The organism is Kitasatospora sp. NPDC097605 (assembly GCF_040302725.1).
Taxonomy (GTDB): Bacteria; Actinomycetota; Actinomycetes; order Streptomycetales; family Streptomycetaceae; genus Kitasatospora.
In genome coordinates this window covers 76087-94897 of sequence record NZ_JBEOSF010000029.1, presented here as the reverse complement: position 1 = coordinate 94897, position 18811 = coordinate 76087, and the positions used below count along the sequence as shown (strand labels likewise).

The 18811-nt window shown below is 74.4% G+C and carries 18 protein-coding genes; 14 read left to right on the top strand and 4 right to left on the bottom strand.

What is annotated here, in order from left to right:
* Window positions 1-44 precede the first annotated feature (44 nt).
* A complete protein-coding gene (locus ABTX81_RS27720; protein WP_350550779.1) occupies window positions 45-854 on the bottom strand; it encodes a DeoR/GlpR family DNA-binding transcription regulator in 810 nt (269 codons plus the stop codon).
* 135 nt (window positions 855-989) lie between these two features.
* Here ABTX81_RS27720 and ABTX81_RS27715 point away from each other — a divergent pair, with 135 nt between their 5' ends.
* On the top strand, window positions 990-1583 hold the full coding sequence (locus ABTX81_RS27715; RefSeq protein ID WP_350550777.1) for a pyridoxamine 5'-phosphate oxidase family protein: 594 nt from the start codon (window positions 990-992) through the stop codon (window positions 1581-1583).
* Between the two features lie 111 nt (window positions 1584-1694).
* On the opposite strand, the gene ABTX81_RS27710 is transcribed toward ABTX81_RS27715, so the two are convergent.
* On the bottom strand, window positions 1695-2090 hold the full coding sequence (locus ABTX81_RS27710) for a transglycosylase family protein (RefSeq protein ID WP_350550775.1): 396 nt from the start codon (window positions 2088-2090) through the stop codon (window positions 1695-1697).
* 591 nt (window positions 2091-2681) lie between these two features.
* Between ABTX81_RS27710 and ABTX81_RS27705 the strand changes: the two genes are divergently transcribed.
* On the top strand, window positions 2682-3095 hold the full coding sequence (locus ABTX81_RS27705; protein ID WP_350550801.1) for a universal stress protein: 414 nt from the start codon (window positions 2682-2684) through the stop codon (window positions 3093-3095).
* A 111-nt stretch (window positions 3096-3206) separates the two neighbouring features.
* Here the strand turns inward: ABTX81_RS27705 and ABTX81_RS27700 are convergent, their stop codons facing one another.
* The gene (locus ABTX81_RS27700) at window positions 3207-3539 is read right to left on the bottom strand and encodes a chaplin family protein (RefSeq protein ID WP_350550773.1); all 333 of its coding nucleotides are present in this window, start codon (window positions 3537-3539) and stop codon (window positions 3207-3209) included.
* Window positions 3540-3832: 293 nt separating this feature from the next.
* On the opposite strand from ABTX81_RS27700, the gene ABTX81_RS27695 reads away from it, so the two are divergent.
* From ABTX81_RS27695 to yidD, 9 genes are all read left to right on the top strand, one after another.
* Window positions 3833-4120 (top strand): hypothetical protein, encoded by a 288-nt coding sequence (locus tag ABTX81_RS27695; protein WP_350550770.1) that lies wholly within the window; start codon window positions 3833-3835, stop codon window positions 4118-4120.
* Between the two features lie 126 nt (window positions 4121-4246).
* Window positions 4247-5815: a MocR-like pyridoxine biosynthesis transcription factor PdxR gene (pdxR, locus tag ABTX81_RS27690; RefSeq protein ID WP_350550768.1), complete on the top strand. Its 1569-nt coding sequence runs from the start codon at window positions 4247-4249 to the stop codon at window positions 5813-5815.
* Window positions 5816-5989: 174 nt separating this feature from the next.
* Entirely contained in the window at window positions 5990-6499 is a 510-nt protein-coding gene (locus ABTX81_RS27685; protein ID WP_350550766.1) for a hypothetical protein, read from the top strand.
* A 137-nt stretch (window positions 6500-6636) separates the two neighbouring features.
* Window positions 6637-7500, top strand: coding sequence for a DUF1963 domain-containing protein (locus ABTX81_RS27680; protein ID WP_350550763.1), 864 nt, complete (start codon window positions 6637-6639; stop codon window positions 7498-7500).
* An 82-nt stretch (window positions 7501-7582) separates the two neighbouring features.
* Window positions 7583-8647, top strand: coding sequence for a hypothetical protein (locus ABTX81_RS27675; RefSeq protein ID WP_350550760.1), 1065 nt, complete (start codon window positions 7583-7585; stop codon window positions 8645-8647).
* A gap of 506 nt (window positions 8648-9153) precedes the next feature.
* On the top strand, window positions 9154-10566 hold the full coding sequence (locus ABTX81_RS27670) for a family 2B encapsulin nanocompartment shell protein (RefSeq protein ID WP_350550757.1): 1413 nt from the start codon (window positions 9154-9156) through the stop codon (window positions 10564-10566).
* 220 nt (window positions 10567-10786) lie between these two features.
* Complete coding sequence (locus ABTX81_RS27665) at window positions 10787-11782, top strand: hypothetical protein (protein WP_350550754.1); 996 nt, start codon at window positions 10787-10789, stop codon at window positions 11780-11782.
* 148 nt (window positions 11783-11930) lie between these two features.
* On the top strand, window positions 11931-12704 hold the full coding sequence (locus tag ABTX81_RS27660; protein ID WP_350550751.1) for a bestrophin-like domain: 774 nt from the start codon (window positions 11931-11933) through the stop codon (window positions 12702-12704).
* A 105-nt stretch (window positions 12705-12809) separates the two neighbouring features.
* Entirely contained in the window at window positions 12810-13412 is a 603-nt protein-coding gene (gene yidD, locus ABTX81_RS27655; RefSeq protein ID WP_350550748.1) for a membrane protein insertion efficiency factor YidD, read from the top strand.
* A 128-nt stretch (window positions 13413-13540) separates the two neighbouring features.
* Here the strand turns inward: yidD and ABTX81_RS27650 are convergent, their stop codons facing one another.
* On the bottom strand, window positions 13541-15886 hold the full coding sequence (locus tag ABTX81_RS27650) for a glycosyl hydrolase family 18 protein (RefSeq protein ID WP_350550745.1): 2346 nt from the start codon (window positions 15884-15886) through the stop codon (window positions 13541-13543).
* A 318-nt stretch (window positions 15887-16204) separates the two neighbouring features.
* Here ABTX81_RS27650 and ABTX81_RS27645 point away from each other — a divergent pair, with 318 nt between their 5' ends.
* The 3 genes from ABTX81_RS27645 (at window position 16205) to ABTX81_RS27635 (ending at window position 18725) form a co-directional block, all read left to right on the top strand.
* Window positions 16205-16810, top strand: a complete 606-nt coding sequence (locus ABTX81_RS27645; RefSeq protein ID WP_350550742.1) for a class I SAM-dependent methyltransferase — start codon at window positions 16205-16207, stop codon at window positions 16808-16810.
* A 140-nt stretch (window positions 16811-16950) separates the two neighbouring features.
* Window positions 16951-17535 carry a TerD family protein gene (locus ABTX81_RS27640; protein ID WP_350550738.1) on the top strand — a complete coding sequence of 195 codons (585 nt, stop codon included), beginning with the start codon at window positions 16951-16953 and terminating at the stop codon, window positions 17533-17535.
* 122 nt (window positions 17536-17657) lie between these two features.
* On the top strand, window positions 17658-18725 hold the full coding sequence (locus ABTX81_RS27635; RefSeq protein ID WP_350550735.1) for a DUF5954 family protein: 1068 nt from the start codon (window positions 17658-17660) through the stop codon (window positions 18723-18725).
* Window positions 18726-18811: the final 86 nt, after the last annotated feature.

The window sequence follows — 18811 nt, the reverse complement described above, 5'->3', positions numbered from 1 at the left end:
CCGGTCGGCCCGGCTCGTGAGCCGACCGGCCGGGGTGTCCGGGCTCAGACCGGCGGGACCGGTGCGACGAGCAGTTCGCCGACGGTCTCCGCGAGGGTGGCGCGGGCCTGGGGGTCGAGGCCGGTGTCGGTGACGAAGACGTCGATCTCGTCGAGGGCGGCGAACCCGCTGAGGGCGACCACGCCCCACTTGGTGTGGTCGGCCACCACCGCGACCCGGCGGGCGGAGGCGATCAGCGCCCGGTTGGTCTGCGCCTCCGCGAGGTTCGGGGTGGTCAGACCGGCCTTCTCGCAGACCCCGTGGGCCCCGAGGATCAGCAGGTCGACGTGGAGCGAGCGGACCGCCTGGTCGGCCAGCGGGCCGACGAGTGCCGCCGAGGGGGTGGGCGAGCCGCCGGTCAGCAGCAGGGTGGGCGCGCTCGCGAGAGGCTCGTCGCCGGTGGAGCGGATCAGCTCGGCGACCGGCAGCGAGTTGGTGACCACGGTCAGGCGCGGGACGTGCAGCAGCCGGGCGGCGACCGCGTACGCCGTGGTGCCCGCCGCGACGGCGACCACGCTGCCCGGCTCGACCAGGGTGGCGGCGGCCTCCGCCACGGCGGCCTTCGCGGCCGACTCCAGCGCCGACTTCGCCTCGAAGCCCGGCTCGTCGATGGCCGTGCCCGCGGCGGAGACGGCCCCGCCGTGCACCTTCTTCAGCACGCCCGAGCGCTCCAGGGCGTCGAGGTCGCGGCGCACCGTCATGTCGGAGACGCCCAGCTGCTCGACCAGCTCGGCGACGCGCACGGCCCCGCTGCGGCGCACCATCTCGGCGATCATCGCCTGCCGCTGATGGGCCAGCAGCCCGTTGTCGGCCAAGGCCCTCTCCCCTCACACGCCGGTACGCCCTCAGGATACTGGCCGGGCGCGCGGGGCCGGCCGCCGAGGCGTGGCGGGCGTCCCGAATGCCGGAAACCGATCTCCCGGCGGGCCGTCCGGAGTCAGAATCCTCCTATGGGAAAAACCTACGAGAAGATCGACGATCGCCTGCGCGCGTTCATCGAGGCCCAGCCCGTCTTCTTCGTGGCGACCGCGCCGCTCGCCGCCGACGGGCACGTCAACCTCTCGCCCAAGGGACGCTCCGGGACGCTCGCCGTCCTCGGTGAACACGCCCTCGCCTACCTGGACTTCGGCGGTTCGGGGGCGGAGACGGTGGCCCATGTGCGGGAGAACGGGCGGATCACCCTGATGTGGTGCGCCTTCGAGGGGCCGCCGAAGATCCTTCGGGTGCACGGCCAGGGCGAGGCGGTGTTCCGCGACGACCCGCGTTTCGCCGAACTGCTCGCCCGCTTCGACCCGGCCGTCGACGGGCCCTCGCTGCGCGCGATCGTCCTGGTGCGGGCCGAGCGCGTCAGCGACTCCTGCGGCTTCGCCGTCCCGCTGATGGACTTCCGGGAGGACCGGGACCTGCACGCGCAGTACTTCGGCCGGCAGACGGACGAGGAGTTCAGTGACTACTGCGGGCGGAAGCCGCACGTGGCCACCAGCCTCGACGGCCTGCCGGCGATCCCGCTGCCGCTGCCGGCCCGCCCCGGACCCGCCGGGTAGGGGGCCCGGTGCGCAACGCACGACGCCGCTGGACTCCGGCCGGCCCTTCGCGGGCCCGGCCGAGTGCAGCGGCGTGGTCGTGGCGCTCCCCGGGAGGGGGAGGCGGGGGTCCTACTTGGTCAGACCGGCCTTGACGGAGCAGACCGGCCAGGCGCCGGGGCCCTGCGCGGCGAGGACCTTCTCGCCGACGGCGATCTGCTGCGCCTTGGTGGCCTGGTGGGCCTGCGGGGCGTAGGCGGTGCCACCGAAGGCGGCCCAGGTGCTGGAGGTGAACTGCAGGCCGCCGTAGAAGCCGTTGCCCGAGTTGATGGCCCAGTTGCCGGTGGCCTCGCACGCCGCGACCTTGTCCCACACGGAGACCGGAGCGGCGGAGGCGCTGTTGGCCGCGACGAGGCCGGCCACCGGCAGGGCGGTGAGCGCCCCGGCCATCAGAGCCATCCGGACGCGGTTGCGACGCTTGGTGGCGGTGGTGGTGGTGGCAGCGGTGGTCTCGTTACGGAAGGTCATGGGTTTCCTTTCGGAGAGGGTTTGCGAGCGCGCGGAACCAGGCCCTCGGAAGGCCGTCGGTTTCGGGGACACGTCGTTCGCGTGGTTCGGCACCGCATTCGCTCCCGGGCGGTGAGGCCCTGGTGAGCGGCTTGCTCGGTGCAACGCATTCGAAGTTACGGGGGCTGGGGGGTCGTTTCAAGGAATCGCAGGTTTAGCCACGTCAGAGCGGGGTTACTGGTAGTAAGGATCAAGAAAATGGGCTGATTTGAAGGCAAATGTCCCTATTTTCAAGATCAAACCTCTGGCGAAAGTGGCCTGGGCCACGTCCGGGGCCCTGTGAGGCCGCGCACACGGTCGACGGCGAGTGACGGCCCCCCGTCGCGCCGTGCACGAATCGGCCCCTCCGGCGGACCGGCGCGGGCGGTCCGGGTGGCCCGGACCACAGGCCTCACCCGCCGTGCCCCGTGCCGTCACCCGGCGTGTCCGGCATAGCCTCGGCGCATGAGCAACGAGAGCGATGCGGAGCGGGACGAGGCGGCCTTCGACGGCGGGGAGCGGGAGGCGGCGGTCGCCCCGGCCGGGTTCGAGCTGGGCACCGACGGTCCCAGGATGATCCTGGCGGGCCTGGACGGCTCGGACTCCTCCTGGCGGGCCACCGCCTACGCGGCCGGGCTGGCCCGGCGGCAGAACGCCACCCTGGCGATCGCCTACATCCAGCCGGTCCTGGGCGCGGCCACCGCCCTGGCCGGCGCGGCCGTCGAGGAGACCACCCGGGAGATCGCCGAGGAGCTGCTCACCGCGCTCCGCGAGGCCGAGCACCGGCTGCGCGACGTCTGGCAGGTGGACTGGCGGTTCCTGACCGTGCGCGGCGACCCGTACACGGGGCTGGCGCGGCTGGCGGACGAGCTGCGGGCGGACGGCGTGGTGGTCGGCGCCTCCGAGCAGGCCGGGCACCGGGTGATCGGCTCGGTCGCGGTGCGGCTGGTCAAGGCGGGCCGCTGGCCGGTCACGGTGGTCCCGTAGGCGCGCGGGGAACAAAAGGAGAGGGCTGCGGCCCCGGGTTTCCGGGACCGCAGCCCTTGACGGTGCGGAGGGGGAGCGCCGGCTCGGCGCCGGCGCGCGGGCGGCCGTCGGTCAGAGGATGGACAGGCCGTTGCCGCAGACGTTGATCGGGATGCTGATCGGGATCTGGATCTGGTTGCCGGACAGCACGCCCGGTGAGTTGGCCACCACGCCGCTGGCGTAGGCCCCGCCCTCGTTGATACAGGTGGTGCCGCCACCCTGGAAGGACGTGGGGGAGTGGTGCCCGGACTCGTGGTGCCCGGACTCGTGGTGCCCAGGGGAGTGGTGCACGGGGGCGTGGTGCCCGGACTCGTCGCAGTCGCCCGCGAAGGCGGGGCCGGCGGAGAGGACCGCCAGCGCGGTGCTGAGACCGGCGGCGAGCAGGTACTTCCTGGTGTTGGTCATGCCGAAGGAATAGCCAGCCGACACGCTGATGACGACACGATCCGACCATCGGATCACCCGAACACAGTCGTGAACGCACACCGATGCAGGAACGCCGCCACCCGTCCGGCGCACCCGTGCGGCGCACCCGCCCGGGTGTCCCGCCCCGGAACCGGGTCGGACCCGGGCCGGAACGGGACCCCGGCCCCGTGCGCCCGGGACCACCGCTCCCCGACCCTCGATGCACGGCGACGGCACCGGGCCGAACGACCCCGGCCGCCCCGCCGCCACCACGGCACGAACGGGAGACCCGTATGTACGCACACTGGGGCACCTTCACCAAGAACGACACCCTCGCCGACTGCCTCGGCCTGGCGCAGACCGCGCTGCTGCGCCAGGGCTTCCAGGTCTGGGACCTCGCCGGCGACGGCGACTACCAGGTGATCGGCGGCACCGCGGACGTCATCGCGACCATCGTCTGCGTCCCGCAGTCCGGCAACATCTGGCTGTCCGTTAGCGCCTACTCCACCGACTCGGCGCTCGCCGAGCGCACCCGCAACGACGTGCGCTCCTACATCGTCGACTCGGTCCGCATCGACTGAGCCCCGGCCGAGCAGCCGCCGAACACCGGCCGAGCGGGCGACCGGCCGTGTCCGGCGGACCGCGGGCCCCGGGGCGGCAGGCCCGGCCCCGGGACCCGCACGGGCCCGGCGATAGGGTGCGTGACCATGACGGACACCTCGGTCGATCCGCCCCGGACATCCCGCCGCCGTCCCGCCGGAGCGGACGAGGCGGCGCGTTCCGCCGCCCGGCCGGCCCACCGGCCCGGCTGCCGGACGGACGGCGTGAGCGCCACCGCCGCCGCCACCCGCTGCGACGCGGGCCCGTCCGGCACCGACCTGCACCTCGACCTGCCCGCCGCCGGCAGCCGCCGGTCCGCCCTGATGACCGCCCTGCGCGAGGCGATCCGCAGCGGACGGCTCGCCCCCGGTACCCGGCTGCCGCCGTACCGCACGCTCGCCGCCGACCTCGGCATCGCCCGCAACACCGCCGCCGACGCCTACGCCGAACTGGTCGCCGAGGGCTGGCTCACCGCCCGCCAGGGCTCGGGCACCGCCGTCGCCGAACGGGCCGAACCCGTCGCCGCGAACCGCGCCCGCCGCTCCTCCCGCCCGCCGCGCCCCGACCACGACCTGCGGCAGGGTCAGCCCGACGCCGCCGCCTTCCCGCGCACCGCCTGGCTCGCCGCCGGGCGCCGGGCGCTCACCGCCGCGCCCAACGAGGCGTTCGGGCCCGGCGACCCGCAGGGCCGGCGCGAACTGCGCGACGTCCTCGCCGACTACCTCGCCCGGGCCCGCGGGGTGCGCACCGACCCGGACCGGATCGTGATCTGCTCCGGCTTCGCCCACGCGCTGCGGCTGCTGTTCGACGGCCCACGCGCCGTGCTGCCCGCCCGGAGCACCGGCCCGCTCGCCGTCGAGGGCTACGGGCTGGCCTTCCACCGCGGCCTGCTGGCCGCCGCCGGGGTCACCGCCGTCCCGCTCCCGCTGGACGAACACGGCGCCCGCGTCGGCGCGTTGGCCCTCCACGACGAGGTCCGCACGGCGCTGCTCACCCCGGCCCACCAGTTCCCGACCGGAGGACCGCTGCACGCGGGCCGCCGGGCGGCGGTGATCGACTGGGCGCGGGGCCGCGGCGGGCTCGTCCTGGAGGACGACTACGACGGCGAGTTCCGCTACGACCGGCAGCCGGTCGGCGCGGTGCAGGGCCTGGACCCGGAGCGGGTGGTCTACCTCGGCACGGCCGGCAAGAGCCTCAGCCCCGCGCTGCGGCTCGGCTGGATGGTGCTGCCCGACCACCTGGTGGACCGGGTGCTCGCCGCCAAGGGGGAGCGCGAGGGCTGGGCGAGCGCGCTGGACCAGCTGACCCTGGCGGAGTTCATCGACTCGGGCGGCTACGACCGGCACGTGCGGCGGATGCGCCGCCGCTACCGCGACCGCCGCGACCGGCTGGTCGGCGCGCTGGCCGAGCGGGCCCCGCACATCGAGGTCACCGGGATCGCGGCCGGACTGCACGCGGTGCTCCGGCTCGCGCCCGGCACCGAGCGCTCGGTCCTCAAGGCGGCCGCCTACCGGGGGCTGGCCGTGGACGGGCTGGCGGACTTCCGGCACCCGCTGCTCGCCCCGGAGGCGATGCCGGCGGTGGACGGCCTGGTGGTCGGCTACGCGACCCCGCCCGACCACGCCTACCAGGCGGCGCTGGAGGCCCTCTGTGCGATCCTGCCGCCACCGCTCTGACGGGCCGGCCTCCCGGCGCGGGCGGACGTGAAGGGGAGGGTAGGGGGCCGGCCGCCCGGCGGCGGGGGAACCGGAGGGTAGTGGTCCCGGCGTCCGCTCGCCGGTCATCCGCCGGTACGGACCGGTGCGGAGGGGACCACCGGCGCCCCGGACGGCCGCCTACGCTCCTTGGGCATGCGCACATCACTGCTGAGCCGCTTCGGCCTCCCCGCCGTCCTCGCCTTCCTCGTCGCCCTGCTGCTGTCGGCGACCCCCGCCCAGGCCGGCACCCCGGTGCTGTCCGTCTCCGTCGACAGGGCGACCGCCACCCCGGGCTCCGACGTCACCCTGACGCTGACCCTGACCAATCCGCACGACACGGACGCCCAGTTCGTCTACGAGTCCATCCAGCCGACCTACGGCACCACCCTGAACACCGGGCTGAAGTACGCCTTCTCCGCCTGCGGCGGCAATGTCACCGGCTGTGACACCGGTGCCACCAGCGGCCTGGTCCACCACTCCGTGCCGGTCGCCGCCGGCGCCACCACCACGGTCACGCTGACGTACTCGATCGGCACCGACTCGGTCTGCGGCAACGGCGCGCGGATCGACTTCTACACCTACCTCTACTACGAGTACGCGAACGGCACGGCCAACGATTCCGGCATCTTCTCCGTCCCCGGCAACGAGGTCGTCTGCGCCTGACCTGCCCGGCCCTTCGCCCCGCCATGACCCCCCGTCAGGCGCCGGTCGCCCCCGTAGCGGCGCCTGACGGGGCCTTCGCCGTCGCCGGGCCGGGACATTCACCCGGCGTTGTCGGACCCCCGTGAAAGGCTTGGCGCATGGCCGAACTCGTGACGACCGACACCCGCGCGACCGCCCCCGGCGAGGGCGTGCCGCCGATTCCCGGCGAGGTCGCGGAGCTGATCCGTGCCCGGGCCGGCGAGCGGCTGGCGCCCCTGGTCCACGGGCTGTTCCGCTCCTCCCTCGCCCTCGAACCGGCGCCGGAGGCGGACGCGGACGGGGGCGGCACGGACACGGACGTCGCGGACGGGGAGGCCGTCGGACGGCTCGGCGGGCTGCCCGCGCTACCGGAGGACACGGCCTGGCCGGAGTTCGCCGGCCGCCCGATGCAGCTGCTCGCCGAGCTCGACTGCGCCGCGCTCGCCGCGGCCTTCGCGGCCCCCGGAACGGGCCCCGGCCCGGACGCCGAATCGGACGCCGGCGACTGGCCGCTGCCCGCCGACGGGCTGCTGCTGTTCTTCCACGACGAGTGGCTCGCCGACTTCACCGGCCGCGGCTGCCGCGTCCTGCACGTGCCCGCCGGAGCGCCGCCGCGGCCCGCGCCGGCCGCCGAGCACGGCACGCCCGCCGTCCCGGCCGTCCCGGTCCGGGCCACCCGGGCGCTGTCCGCCCCGTCCTACCAGGACCGCGAGCTGGAGCGGCTGTTCCCCGACGACTTCCTGATCGCCCTCGACCTCGCCCAGGACCTCGCCGAGCAGCTGCCCCGCCCCACCGCCCGGGTGCTCGGCTGGTGCGACACCGACACCGGCCGCCCCGAGGGCCACCGCCCGCTGCTCCAGCTGGAGAGCGCGGTGCTGGACGCCGACTGGGGCGAGTGCGTCAACGTCTCCTTCTGGATCACCCCCGACGACCTCGCGGCCGCCCGCTTCGACCGGGTCCGCCACGGCTTCGAGATCGCCTGACAGGCGGGACCTCCGAGGCCACGCCTACGCTGGGAGAAGGCCCGGGCGCGGCCGGAGCGCGCGGCGGAGCGGTGGGACGGACGTGGCCCCGACAACAGACCCGGACCCCGGGGACCCGGTACAGCCCGGCCGCCCGGAGCGGCCCGAGGGCGCCGAGGGTGCCCCCCTGGCCGAGCTGATGCGCTCGATGCGCGCCCATCCGGCCCGGATGCCGGAGCTGCTCGCCGTCTTCGGCGTGCGCCACCGCGGGCCGCGCGCCGCCCGCCGGGTGGCGGCGCTCCGGGAGGCCCGCCCGGACGTCCCGGAGCGCGACCTCGCCCAGCGCTCCGTCGACCATGCCCGGCGGGTCAGCCAGAGCGAGGGCGCGTTCGTCGCCGGCCCGTTCCTCTGGATGGCCCCGTTCGCCTTCTGCACCGCGCTGCTGGCCCAGGGGCAGATGCTGCTGGAGATCGCCGCCCTGTCGGGCAAGGACCCCACCGACCGGGCCCGCGCCCCCGAACTGCTCGTCCTCCAGGGGGCCCATCCGGACCTCGCCTCCGCCGAACGGGCCCTCGCGGCCGGCCCGCCGCCCCAGGAGGGGCGGAGCGGCCGGTTGCGGGGGTTCGGTTCGCTGCTGTGGCGGATGGCCCGCCTGCTCGGCCTCACCAGTGAGGACGTCGTCCCGCCGCCGTCCCGGTGGCGGACCGCGGGGGAGTGGGGGCTGCTCGCCCTGGTGCTCCTGGTGGGCATGGTCGCCCCGCTGATCTGGATCCCCTACATGGCGTTCTCCTACAACCGGGCCACCGACCGGCTGGCCGCCCGCGGGCTCGCCTTCCACTTCGGCGGGGAGCCGGCCGACTGGCCCGCCGTCCGCCCGGCCCGGGCCGACGCCGGGATGGTGGCGGGCGCGGTCCGGGTCCTGGTGGCGCTGTTCGTCCCGCTCGCGGCGATCGGGGTCCTGCTGGTCGCCGACATCCGGCTCGCCGACAGCCGCTGGCCGGTCCTGGCCCTGGTCCTGATCGCGCTCTCGGTCCTGGTGAGCGGGCTGTGGTGGATCGCGCACCGGCGCGAACTGCACCCGCGCCGGGGTCGCTCCGCCCGCGCCGACCGGGGCGCGACGGACCTGCCTCCGACTCCCCCTGACGGGCCGCCACGACACCGAGGGTAGCCTGCCCGCGGGTCCGCGGGGAGCGGCCACCGGCTTGCCGTTCGAGCAAGATCTCCGCGCTGCCCGCGCTGGTCCGAGCCGGGACCGTCGCGGAAGGTGTTCGATTATCGTTCGATCCTCGAACGGGTGTGCGACGAGTCCGCGCCCCGCGGGCTGGGGCGCGGACCTTCACGCCCCTCCGTTCGGGTGGGGTGAATCGTTCCTACGTCTGGGTGATTCGCATGCGCAGAGACTGGCGGCGCCGGTCAGGCGCGGTCTCCGGATTCAAACCTTCCGATCGGAGAGATTCACCCTATCGGGGGGCGCTCGGTTGCGGTGCGGGGTTGCCCGGGCCTTGGTGATCTAGGGTTCCGATGGATCGCCCGAGCGGGGCGCACCGCATCGCGAAGGCCGCCAAAACTCCCACCGATACGCGTATCTGATGATCCGTCGAAACAGACCCACCGGCTGTCGCCGGCCGTCCGACGGGTCGGCGTGACCCGATCACACGAAGGAGATCCCTGCCGATGTCCGTGGAGACGACCACCCCGGAGACACCGCAGGTGGCCCAGCAGTCCAGCCTGACGACGGCCGCTGCCCGCAACCTTGCGACGACCACCAAGTCCGCACCGCAGATGCAGGAGATCACCTCCCGCTGGCTGCTCAAGGTGCTGCCCTGGGTGCAGGCCGCCGGTGGCGCCTACCGGGTCAACCGTCGCCTGACCTACACCGTCGGCGACGGCCGGGTCGAGTTCATCAAGACCGGTTCCGAGGTCCGGGTCATCCCGCAGGAGCTCGGCGAGCTCGCCCTGCTGCGCGGCTTCGAGGACGACGAGGTGCTCACCGCGCTGGCCGACCGCTGCGAGCAGCGCGACTTCGGTCCCGGCGAGGTGCTCGCCGAGCGCGGCGAGCCCGCGGACCGGATCTACCTGATCGCGCACGGCAAGATCAACCAGATCGGCACCGGCAAGTACGGTGACGAGACGGTGGTCAGCGTCCTCGGTGACGGCGACCGCTTCGGCGAGCACGCGGTGCTCGACCCGGGCGCCGTCTGGGAGTTCACCGCCAAGACGGTGACCGCCGGTACCGTGCTGTCGCTGCCGCGCCGGGACTTCGAGCAGATCCGCGACAACTCGCCCGCCCTGCAGCAGCACCTGGAGGCCTTCCTCGCGCTGCCGCTCCAGGCCCAGAACGAGCGCGGCGAGGCCGAGATCGCGATGTCGGCCGGCCACCACGGCGAGTACCAGCTCCCCGGCGCCTTCGTGGACTACGAGCTCAAGCCGCGCGAGTACGAGCTGAGCGTCGCCCAGACCGTGCTCAAGGTGCACACCCGGGTCGCCGACCTCTACAACCAGCCGATGAACCAGACCGAGCACCAGCTGCGGCTGACCATCGAGGCGCTGCGCGAGCGCCAGGAGCACGAGCTGGTCAACAACCCGGAGTTCGGTCTGCTCAACAACGCCGACTTCGACCAGCGGATCCAGACCCACTCCGGCCCGCCCACCCCGGACGACCTGGACGAGCTGCTCAACCGCCGCCGTGACCCCGACTACCTGCTCGCCCACCCGCGGACCATCGCCGCGATCGGCCGCGAGCTGAACGCGCGCGGGCTCTACCCGCACCACGTCGACCTCGGCGGGCAGCAGGTGCCGGCGTGGCGCGGTGTTCCGATCCTGCCGTGCAACAAGATCCCGATCAGCAAGGAGAACACCAGCTCGATCCTGGTCATCCGTACCGGCGAGGACAACCAGGGCGTCATCGGCCTGCACCAGACCGGCATCCCGGACGAGTACCAGCCGAGCCTCTCCGTCCGGTTCATGGGGATCGACGAGAAGGCGATCATCTCCTACCTTGTGAGTGCCTACTACTCCGCCGCGATCCTGGTTCCGGACGCGGTGGGTGTGCTGGAGAACGTCGAGATCGCGCACGGGCGCCGCTAGGCGCCGCTCGGGCGGGCCGTCCCCGGAGGGCTCGCCCCGGGCCGGGCGTAACCGGTCCACCGCATGATCGTTCAACCGGATACCGGACGGCCCGCCCCTGCGGCGGGCCGTCCGGTGTCGGCCCCCTCCCGGCGCGGCCGACCTCCTGCCGACACGAGAGGTGCACGGAGCCCATGCCGCAGCCCCAGCCGCCCCGGCGGATACCGATGGACGGGTCGTCGTGACGGCGGGCCGGAGCCGGGCGACCGTCGCCGCCGGGCCCGGTGTCCCCGGCCCGCGCGCGCGGCGGATCCGGCTGGCCGGCGCGGCCGCCGGGGTGGCGGCGCTCTGCGCGCTGGTGAGCGGCTCGGCCGCGGCCCGTCCCACCGGGGCCCAGCACGGCGGCGGGTGGCCGCCCGGGCCGGTCGTCGAGACCTGCGTCCACACCGGGGCGGGCGTCGCGGTCGGGGTCGGGCGGGACGGCGTGGACGTCGAGGTGGACGTGGACGTGGCGGTCGGCGTGGGCGTCGACCTCTCCGGCATCCTGCACCACCCGCACCCGCCGACGAAGCCCCCGAAGCCGTGGCCCACCAAGCCCTGGCCGCCCAAGCCGACGCACCACCACCCCTGCCCGTCGCCGAGCCCGTCGCCGAGCCCCACGCCGAAGCCGACGCCGACGCCCACCGCGACGCCGACTCCCACGCCTACGCCGACGCCCACCCCGAGCACCACCGTGACGCCGACGCCGACGCCCACCCCCACCGCCGCGCCGGTGCCGACGCCGCCACCGAGTCCGGCTCCCGTGCCGCCGGCGCCGCCCGCTCCGCCGTCGCCCACGCCACGGCCCACCCCGCCGCCCGCGTCGCCCCGGCCGCCGGCCCCCGCTCCCACCCCGACGCCGCCGCCGAGACCGGCGACCCCGCAGCCCGCGCCGGTGGTCCCGCCGCCCCCGGTGCCCGCGCCCGAACCGCCCGCGCCGACGCCGCCGCCCAGCGCGGTGCCGACGCCCCCGGCGCCCGGCCCGGTGCGCCCGGCCCCGACGCTGCGGCCCGTCCCGCAGGCCCCGCCCGTCCAAGCACCGGAGCGGCACCACGGCGGCTCGCAGACCCGGACCATGCTGGTCGTCACCGTGCCCGCCGTGCTCGCGGCGGCGGCCCTGCGGCCACGCGGCCGGGCCGGTCGCGCCGGCGGCGGCTCCCGTGGATCGAGCGGGTCCGTCGGGTCCAGCGGCTCCTGACGCCGTCTCCCTTGTCTTCCCTTCCCCTTCCCGTTCCCCCTTCCCGTTCCCCCTTCGCTTCCCGTTCGTCGGACCGCACCCGGCCCGACGAACGGTCCCGACTGTTTTCGATCGACCCTGTCGATCCCCGACCGAGAAAGGAGTTCCCATGTCCGAGTGGTTGGCGCTGGCCATCGCCATGCTGGCGGCCGGCGCCGTCGTGGTGGCGGTGGTGCTGCTGAGGCACCGCCGCGCCGGTGCGGACGAGGACACCGACGAGACGCCCGACGTCATCGAGTACATGACGATGATGATCGGGGTGGTCTACGCGATCGTGCTCGGCCTCGCCATCGCCGGTGTCTGGGAGGCGCGCGGCGTGGCGCAGGACGACGTCTTCCGCGAGGCGCAGTCGCTGCACGAGGTGAGCGAGCGGGCGCAGATCTACCCGGTGGAGTTCCGGGAGCAGGTCCGCGCCGACGTCGACGCCTACGTCTCCTACGTGGTGGACGTGGAGTGGACGTACATGCGCGAGCACGGCGAGATCTCCGAGCGGGGCACCGAGTTGCTGGAGAAGCTGCGCACCGACGTCGCGACCCGCGCCCCGGTCTCCGACCTGGAGGCCCAGGCCTACCAGCCGATCATGGACCGGATCAGCATCGCCGACGACGCCCGCAACGCGCGCGGGCAGAACGCCGGCCCGACCATGCCGGGGGTGGTCTGGTTCGGCCTGATCGTGGGGGCGGTGGTGACGGTCGGCATGGTGTTCGCCCTGCAGATCCGGCGCTCCCGGCGGGAGTTGCTGCTGGCCGGTGCGTTCAGCGCGCTGATCGCCTTCCTGCTGTTCCTCATCTGGGACTTCGACGACCCCTTCGGCCGCAGCGTCTCGGTCACCACCCAGACGTTCACCGACCTGTTCCCGCACCTGGGTGGCGGGAGCGACTGAGCGCCTGAACGTTCCTCCCGGGGCTGGTCCCCGCGGCCTCCGATAGTCTGATCGAGCCGCTGGGGGTCGGCCCCGGCGTGCGTGCGCCGAGAGGAACCGCCAGCGTTGTCCCGTCAAGAGCCCTCCCAGGGCGAACAGTTCCCGACCACCCAGGACCCTGGACGCGCCTGGTGGTGGCTGCCGGCCGAGGAACGGCGCCGGCGCAAGCGCCGGCAGCAGGAGTGGAAGGCGTACCTGCGCAGGCACGGGCAGCAGAAGAAGAAGGACAACGACCCGGAGGACTGCCTCCCGTCCGGCTGCAGCGGCGGCGGCGGTGGTGGCGGCTGCGGTGGTGGCGGTGGCGGCGGGTGCGACGGCCCCTGCCTGCTCGCCCTCTTCCCGGTGATGATGGCCGCCGGCCTCCGGTTCGCCCTCGGCGGCGGCCGGACGCGGCGCGTGGCGGCGCAGCGCACGGACCCGGCCGCGCCCCCGCCGCGCGGCCTGGCCGCCGGGGTGCTGTACGGCGCGGTGCACCACTACCGGACCGAGATCAGCCCCGGGCGTCCGGCCTGCTGCCCGTACACCCCGACCTGCTCGACCTACGCCGTCCAGGCGCTGCACCGGCACGGCGCGCTGCGCGGCGCCCGCCTCACCGCGGGCCGGCTGCTGCGCTGCCGCCCGGGCGCGGCCCGGCGCGGCGGCGGCGTCGACCCGGTGCCGGAGCACTGAGCCGACGCCGTGGATCCGTGGGCCGCGCAGGCCCCGCAGGCCCCGCAGAACCTCCTTGGCCCCGGTGGGCCGGCCGGTGCACCACCACCGGCCGGCCCACCGGGGCCGTTGACGCGGGCGTCAGGGCGTCAGTTCAGGCTGCTGCTCATCGCGTTGAGCATGGTGCCGGAGGCGTCGTCGTTCTCCAGGGAGAAGGCGAACATCCCGGCCAGGCCCTTGCTCTTGGCGTACGCGCCGCGGGCCTGGACGGCCTGCGGGGTGTCACCGGTCCAGAAGTTGGTGCCGTCGTACACCCAGGAGGACTCGGTCACCGGGTCCCAGTGGGTGTTGGCGGCGGTCGCGTTGAGCTCCTTCCAGGCGGCCAGGCCGGCCTCCGCGCTCAGCGGCTTGGCCGGGGTCGGGCCGGTCGCGCTCTGGTACAGGCCGAAGTTGTTCCCGGCCGGGACACCTGTCCAGCCGCGCCAGTAGAACGGCACGCCCAGCACGATCTTGTTGGCCGGGAAGCCGCCCGAGATGCCGTACTCCGGCAGGCCGGTGGTGTACGCCGCCAGCGTGGTGTCGACGTTGTACTTGCGGTTGCCCGGGGTGATCGGCGTGGTCGGGTCGGCCGGGCTGTCGTGCAGCGGGTCCTGGTGGTTGGTCGGGCCCTTGGCGTCCCAGGCGCCGTGCATGTCGTAGGTCATGATGTCGGCGTAGTCCAGGTAGGCGCCGATCTTGTCGGTCTCCAGCTGCGCGATCTTGTCCTGGCCGCTGGGCAGCGCCGCGGTCAGCAGGAACTTCTTGCCCTGGGCGTTGCCGAGGGCGTCCAGCTGGGTGCGGAACTCCTTCAGCAGCAGGGTGAAGTTCTGCTTGTCGGCGGGGGAGTAGTGGTTGCCGGTGTGGCCGCCGGCCGAGCCCGGGTACTCCCAGTCGATGTCGACGCCGTCGAAGAGGCCGGCCGCCGAGGCCGCGCCGCCCGCCGGGTCACCGGCGACGTTGGCCGGCAGGTTCCCCTTGAGGAACATGTCGACGCAGGAGGAGACGAACTTCTTGCGCGAGGCGTCGGTGGCGGCCGCGTCCGAGAAGTACTTGGAGTACGTCCAGCCGCCGAGCGAGATGGTGAACCGCAGGTTCGGGTACTTCGCCTTCAGCTGGCGCAGCTGGTTGAAGTTGCCCTTGACCGGCTGCTCCCAGGTGTCGGCGGTGCCGTCCACACTGGTGGCGGCGTTGTAGTCGGCCTGGTAGTCGGCGTAGGCGTCACCGGCGCCGTCACCGGCGTTCGGGTTGTTCTCGTTCGCCGAGTCCGAGGCCTTGACCGCCTGGAAGCAGGTCAGGTTGGTCGGGTGGATGTTGGCGAACGCGTAGTTGATGACGTCCAGCTTGCCGGCCGCGCCGCTGGTGTCGACGTTCTTCGCGTGGTACGCGTTCTCGTAGACGCCCCACTGGTCGAAGTAGGCCGCCCGGAACGGGCTGTTGGCGGGCGCCGCGGCGGTGGTGGTGTTCACCGGGGCGGACTGGGCCGAGGCGTGGGTGCCGGAGTAGCCCTGGACGGTGAAGGTGTACCCGCGGGTGGGCAGCAGCGAGCTGACCGCCACCGAGGTGCCCATCGAGGTGGCCACCAGCTGGTCGCCCGCGTACACCTTGTAGGCGACCGGGGCGTCGCCGGCGGTCGCGGTGGACGGCTGCCACTTGAGGACCACGGCGTTGTGGGTGACCTTGGTGACGGTCACGCCGGTCGGGGTGGTGACCTTGCCGTCCCCGGTGGGGCCGGTCCCGGTCGAGGTGGCGGTGGGCGTCACGGTCGGGCTGTTGGTCGCCGTCGGGCTGTTGGTCGCGGTGGGGCTGTTGGTGGCCGTCGGGCTGTTGGTGGCCGTGGGGCTGTTCGTCGCGGTCGGGCTGCTGGTCGCGGTGGGGCTGTTGGTCGCCGTCGGGCTGGCCGTGCCGGTCGGGCCGGCCGGGCCGGTCAGGCTGAGGTCGTCGGCCTGGTACGCGCCGGTGCCGTACCAGCCGTGGGTGTAGACGTTCACCGAGGTGGTGTTCGCGCCCGTGGTGAAGGTGGTGCTCAGCTGCGTCCAGCCGGTGGCGTTGGGCGCCCAGGTCTGGGCGTTGACGCCGGTTCCGGTCGCGCCCAGGTAGACGTAGCTGCCGCGGACCCAGCCGGCCAGGGTGTAGGTGGTGTTCGGCTGGACGGCGACGGTCTGCTGGCACTGCGCGGTGTCGGACGCCGAGGCGGCGCCGTTGAGCGCGTAACTCCCGCCGTGCACCGGGGTGGTGACGACCGATCCGTTGGCACAGGTCCAGCCGGCCAGGGTGCCGGTCTCGAGGTCGGCGTTGCCGAGCAGGTTGACGGCGGCGGCCGAGGCGCTGTTGAAGGAGAGCGCCAGGGCGGCGCTGCCGGTGCTGAGGGTGGCGGCCAGGGCGAGCGCGAGCGCCCGGCGGCGCGGAGCTACGCTCCGGCGCTCGGCGGGGCGCGCGGACATGACACGGTCGTGCATGCGGTGGTCCTCCGGAGGAGTGGGGGTTCCGGCGGTGCGATGGCCCGGGGTGGGCCGGGGGAGCCGGACCGGGCGCTGTGGGGGCGCGCGGTCGGGTGTACACGTGCGGCAGGGCAGGATGCGGCAGGGCGTGCGGATGTGCGGCGCCGGCCGGCCCGGAGGCCGTCGCGGTCACGACATCACAGATTGGACTGGACCAATATTCGCCGTCAAGGGTGTCCGGTGGGCGGACCGTCGGCGGCCGCACGACCGGTGCGACGCGCGCCGGACCGGTACGGTGGCCTCCCGAGAGGTCCCGCGTCGAACGGAGAACGGGTCATGGACAGCCGCGCCTGGGACGACCGCTACGCCGCGAGCGAGCTGGTCTGGGGCACCGAGCCCAACCGCTGGGTGGTCCGCGAACTGGCCGGGCTCGCCCCCGGACGCGCCCTGGACCTCGCCGCCGGCGAGGGCCGCAACAGCATGTGGCTCGCCGAGCGGGGCTGGGAGGTCACCGGCCTGGACTTCTCCACCGTCGCCCTCGGCCGCGCCGAACGGCTCACCGCCGCGCTGCCCGACGAGGTCGCCGACCGCCTCACCTGGCGGCACGGCGACGCCCGCGCCGTCGAGGCCCCGCCGGAGGGCTACGACCTGGTCCTCGTCGCCTACCTCCAGCTCCCCGCCGAGGACCGCCGGGCCGCGCTGCGCCGCGCCGCCGGGGCCCTCGCCCCCGGCGGCACCCTGCTGGTGGTCGGCCACGACTCCGGCAACCTGACCGAGGGCACCGGCGGCCCCCAGGACCCGGCCGTGCTCTTCACCCCCGAGGACGTCCTGGCTGACCTGGCCGGCGCCGGGCTGCGCACCGTGCGCGCCGAGCGGGTCCGCCGTCCGGTGGGCGACGCCGAGGCCGTCGACGCGCTGGTCCGTCTGGAGCGGTCGGTCTGAGCCACGGCGGCGGGGGATCCGCTTCCCGGGCGCGCCCGCGGGGTATGCAGGTGTCCCGGGACGAGGGCGTACGCGGGGCGCGGGAAAGATCTACAGTGCTGTAGATTCGAGGCGCGCAGGTGAGCAACGAGGAGGGCGCGATGAGCGTTTCGCTGGCGAAGGGTCAGAAGCTGAGCCTGGAGAAGCCGGGCGGAGGCCGACTGGGCGTGGTGCGGATGGGCCTGGGCTGGCGCGCCGTGCAGAAGAAGGGCTTCCTCGCGAAGCTGTTCGCCGGTCAGGACATCGACCTGGATGCCTCGGCGGTGCTGTTCGCCGCGGGCAAGCCGGTCGACGTGGTCTTCTTCCAGCACCTCACCAGCAACGACGGCTCGGTGCGGCACAGCGGTGACAACCTGACCGGCGGCGCCGGGGACGCGACGGACGACGAGACCATCACCGTCGACCTCGCCTCCGTACCGGCCGAGGTGGACCAGATCCTCTTCACCGTCAACTCGTTCACCGGGCAGACCTTCCAGGAGGTCGAGAACGCCTTCTGCCGGCTGGTCGACACCCAGACCGGCACCGAGCTGGCCCGCTACACGCTCACCGGCGGCGGCGCGTACACCGCGCAGATCATGGCCAAGGTGCAGCGCTCGGCGGGCGGCTGGCAGATGACCGCGATCGGGCAGCCGGCCAGCGGACGCACCTTCCAGGACCTCATGCCGGAGCTGGTCAAGCACCTCTGACGGCGTCCCGGACCGGCCGGCCGGCACCCCGGCCGGCCGGTCCGGGAAGCGGTTCTGCCCGGTCGGGTGGAGTTCCGCGATTACCCTGCGGCGCTCTTCGCGGGTCCGCTACCACTGGCCGCATGGACGATGACTCCGCGCAGTTGCCCGAACACCTCACGATCCGGGTCACCCACACCGACGACCCGGTGGCGGCGGTGGCCGGCCTGGAGGCCTGGGCAGCCCGGGAGAAGTACCCGGACCTGATGATGATGCCGCCGGTCTTCGGCAGCCTGGAGCGGACCGGGACGGGCGCCTGGCGGATCCTCCACTTCCACGCCACCACCCCGCAGGCGGCCCGGGACGACCTCGGCCACACCTTCCGGGCCTGGGCCCTGGCCGAGCCCGGCACGCCACTCGCCGCCCCCCGGACCCTCGGCGACGCGGAGCGCGCCGCCTACACCGCGGCCTACGAGCGGTTGGAGTGGGAGGCGCTGGACGAGATCTCGGTGGCCGGCCGGGACTACCGGGTCTTCCGCGCCGAGCAGGTGCTGCGCTCGGGCCCGGACGGCATCGAGCCGCCCCGCCCCACCGACCCGGACCCGGCCCCCGTCGGCCAGGCCCACCGGCTGCCCTCCCGGGTGGCGGGCTTCGTGATCGACCCGGCGGCCGGCGTCACGCTGGTCGACGGGATCCTGCGGCTGGACATGACGGCGCTGGTGCCGACCGGGCGGTTCATCCCGGAGGACGTCCGGGCCGAGGCCCGGCTCGCCTCGCACCTCTACCCCAATGTGATGGTCCTGCCGGCCCACTGCGCCGTCGCGGAGCACCGGGACGGCCGCTGGGGGCCGATGACCGGCGCCTGCGAGACCCCGCAGGGCGCGCGGGACAGCCTGGCCGCCTATCTGCGGGAGTTCGCGCCCCGCCTGGACCCGGACCTCGGCGCGGAGGAGCTGGCCCGGTACGCGGAGGCCGCCGACCGGCTGGACGCCGAGCGGGCCGTCGAGGTGCGGGCCGCCCACCGCCGCTTCCGGCTGGTCCGGGTCGAGCCGGTGGTCCGCCTCGGGCCGGACGGGCCGGAGCTGCCCCGCACCTCGGACTGGGACCCGGACGTGCCGCTGCGGGTGCAGGAGCAGCGCGACCGCGCGGCCGGCATCGTCTACGGGGAGGACGGCGAGGACCTCGGGGACGGCGAGCCGGAGGGCGGCTGACGGGCGGTCGCCCGCGCATGCGTCGGCCCGTCTCCCGGACGAACCGGGGACGGGCCGAGCCGTGCCGAGGGTGGCCGCCGGGGCAG

Bases quoted from the DNA above. Each gene is read 5' to 3' on its own strand.
- ABTX81_RS27650 (WP_350550745.1), bottom strand. From the start codon at position 15,886: ATGCACGACCGTGTCATGTCCGCGCGCCCCGCCGAGCGCCGGAGCGTA.
- ABTX81_RS27705 (WP_350550801.1), top strand. From the start codon at position 2,682: ATGATCCTGGCGGGCCTGGACGGCTCGGACTCCTCCTGGCGGGCCACC.
- ABTX81_RS27680 (WP_350550763.1), top strand. From the start codon at position 6,637: ATGGCCGAACTCGTGACGACCGACACCCGCGCGACCGCCCCCGGCGAG.
- ABTX81_RS27635 (WP_350550735.1), top strand. From the start codon at position 17,658: ATGGACGATGACTCCGCGCAGTTGCCCGAACACCTCACGATCCGGGTC.
- ABTX81_RS27670 (WP_350550757.1), top strand. From the start codon at position 9,154: ATGTCCGTGGAGACGACCACCCCGGAGACACCGCAGGTGGCCCAGCAG.
- ABTX81_RS27695 (WP_350550770.1), top strand. From the start codon at position 3,833: ATGTACGCACACTGGGGCACCTTCACCAAGAACGACACCCTCGCCGAC.
- ABTX81_RS27685 (WP_350550766.1), top strand. From the start codon at position 5,990: ATGCGCACATCACTGCTGAGCCGCTTCGGCCTCCCCGCCGTCCTCGCC.
- ABTX81_RS27715 (WP_350550777.1), top strand. From the start codon at position 990: ATGGGAAAAACCTACGAGAAGATCGACGATCGCCTGCGCGCGTTCATC.
- pdxR (WP_350550768.1), top strand. From the start codon at position 4,247: ATGACGGACACCTCGGTCGATCCGCCCCGGACATCCCGCCGCCGTCCC.
- ABTX81_RS27640 (WP_350550738.1), top strand. From the start codon at position 16,951: ATGAGCGTTTCGCTGGCGAAGGGTCAGAAGCTGAGCCTGGAGAAGCCG.
- ABTX81_RS27700 (WP_350550773.1), bottom strand. From the start codon at position 3,539: ATGACCAACACCAGGAAGTACCTGCTCGCCGCCGGTCTCAGCACCGCG.
- ABTX81_RS27645 (WP_350550742.1), top strand. From the start codon at position 16,205: ATGGACAGCCGCGCCTGGGACGACCGCTACGCCGCGAGCGAGCTGGTC.
- ABTX81_RS27710 (WP_350550775.1), bottom strand. From the start codon at position 2,090: ATGACCTTCCGTAACGAGACCACCGCTGCCACCACCACCACCGCCACC.
- ABTX81_RS27660 (WP_350550751.1), top strand. From the start codon at position 11,931: ATGTCCGAGTGGTTGGCGCTGGCCATCGCCATGCTGGCGGCCGGCGCC.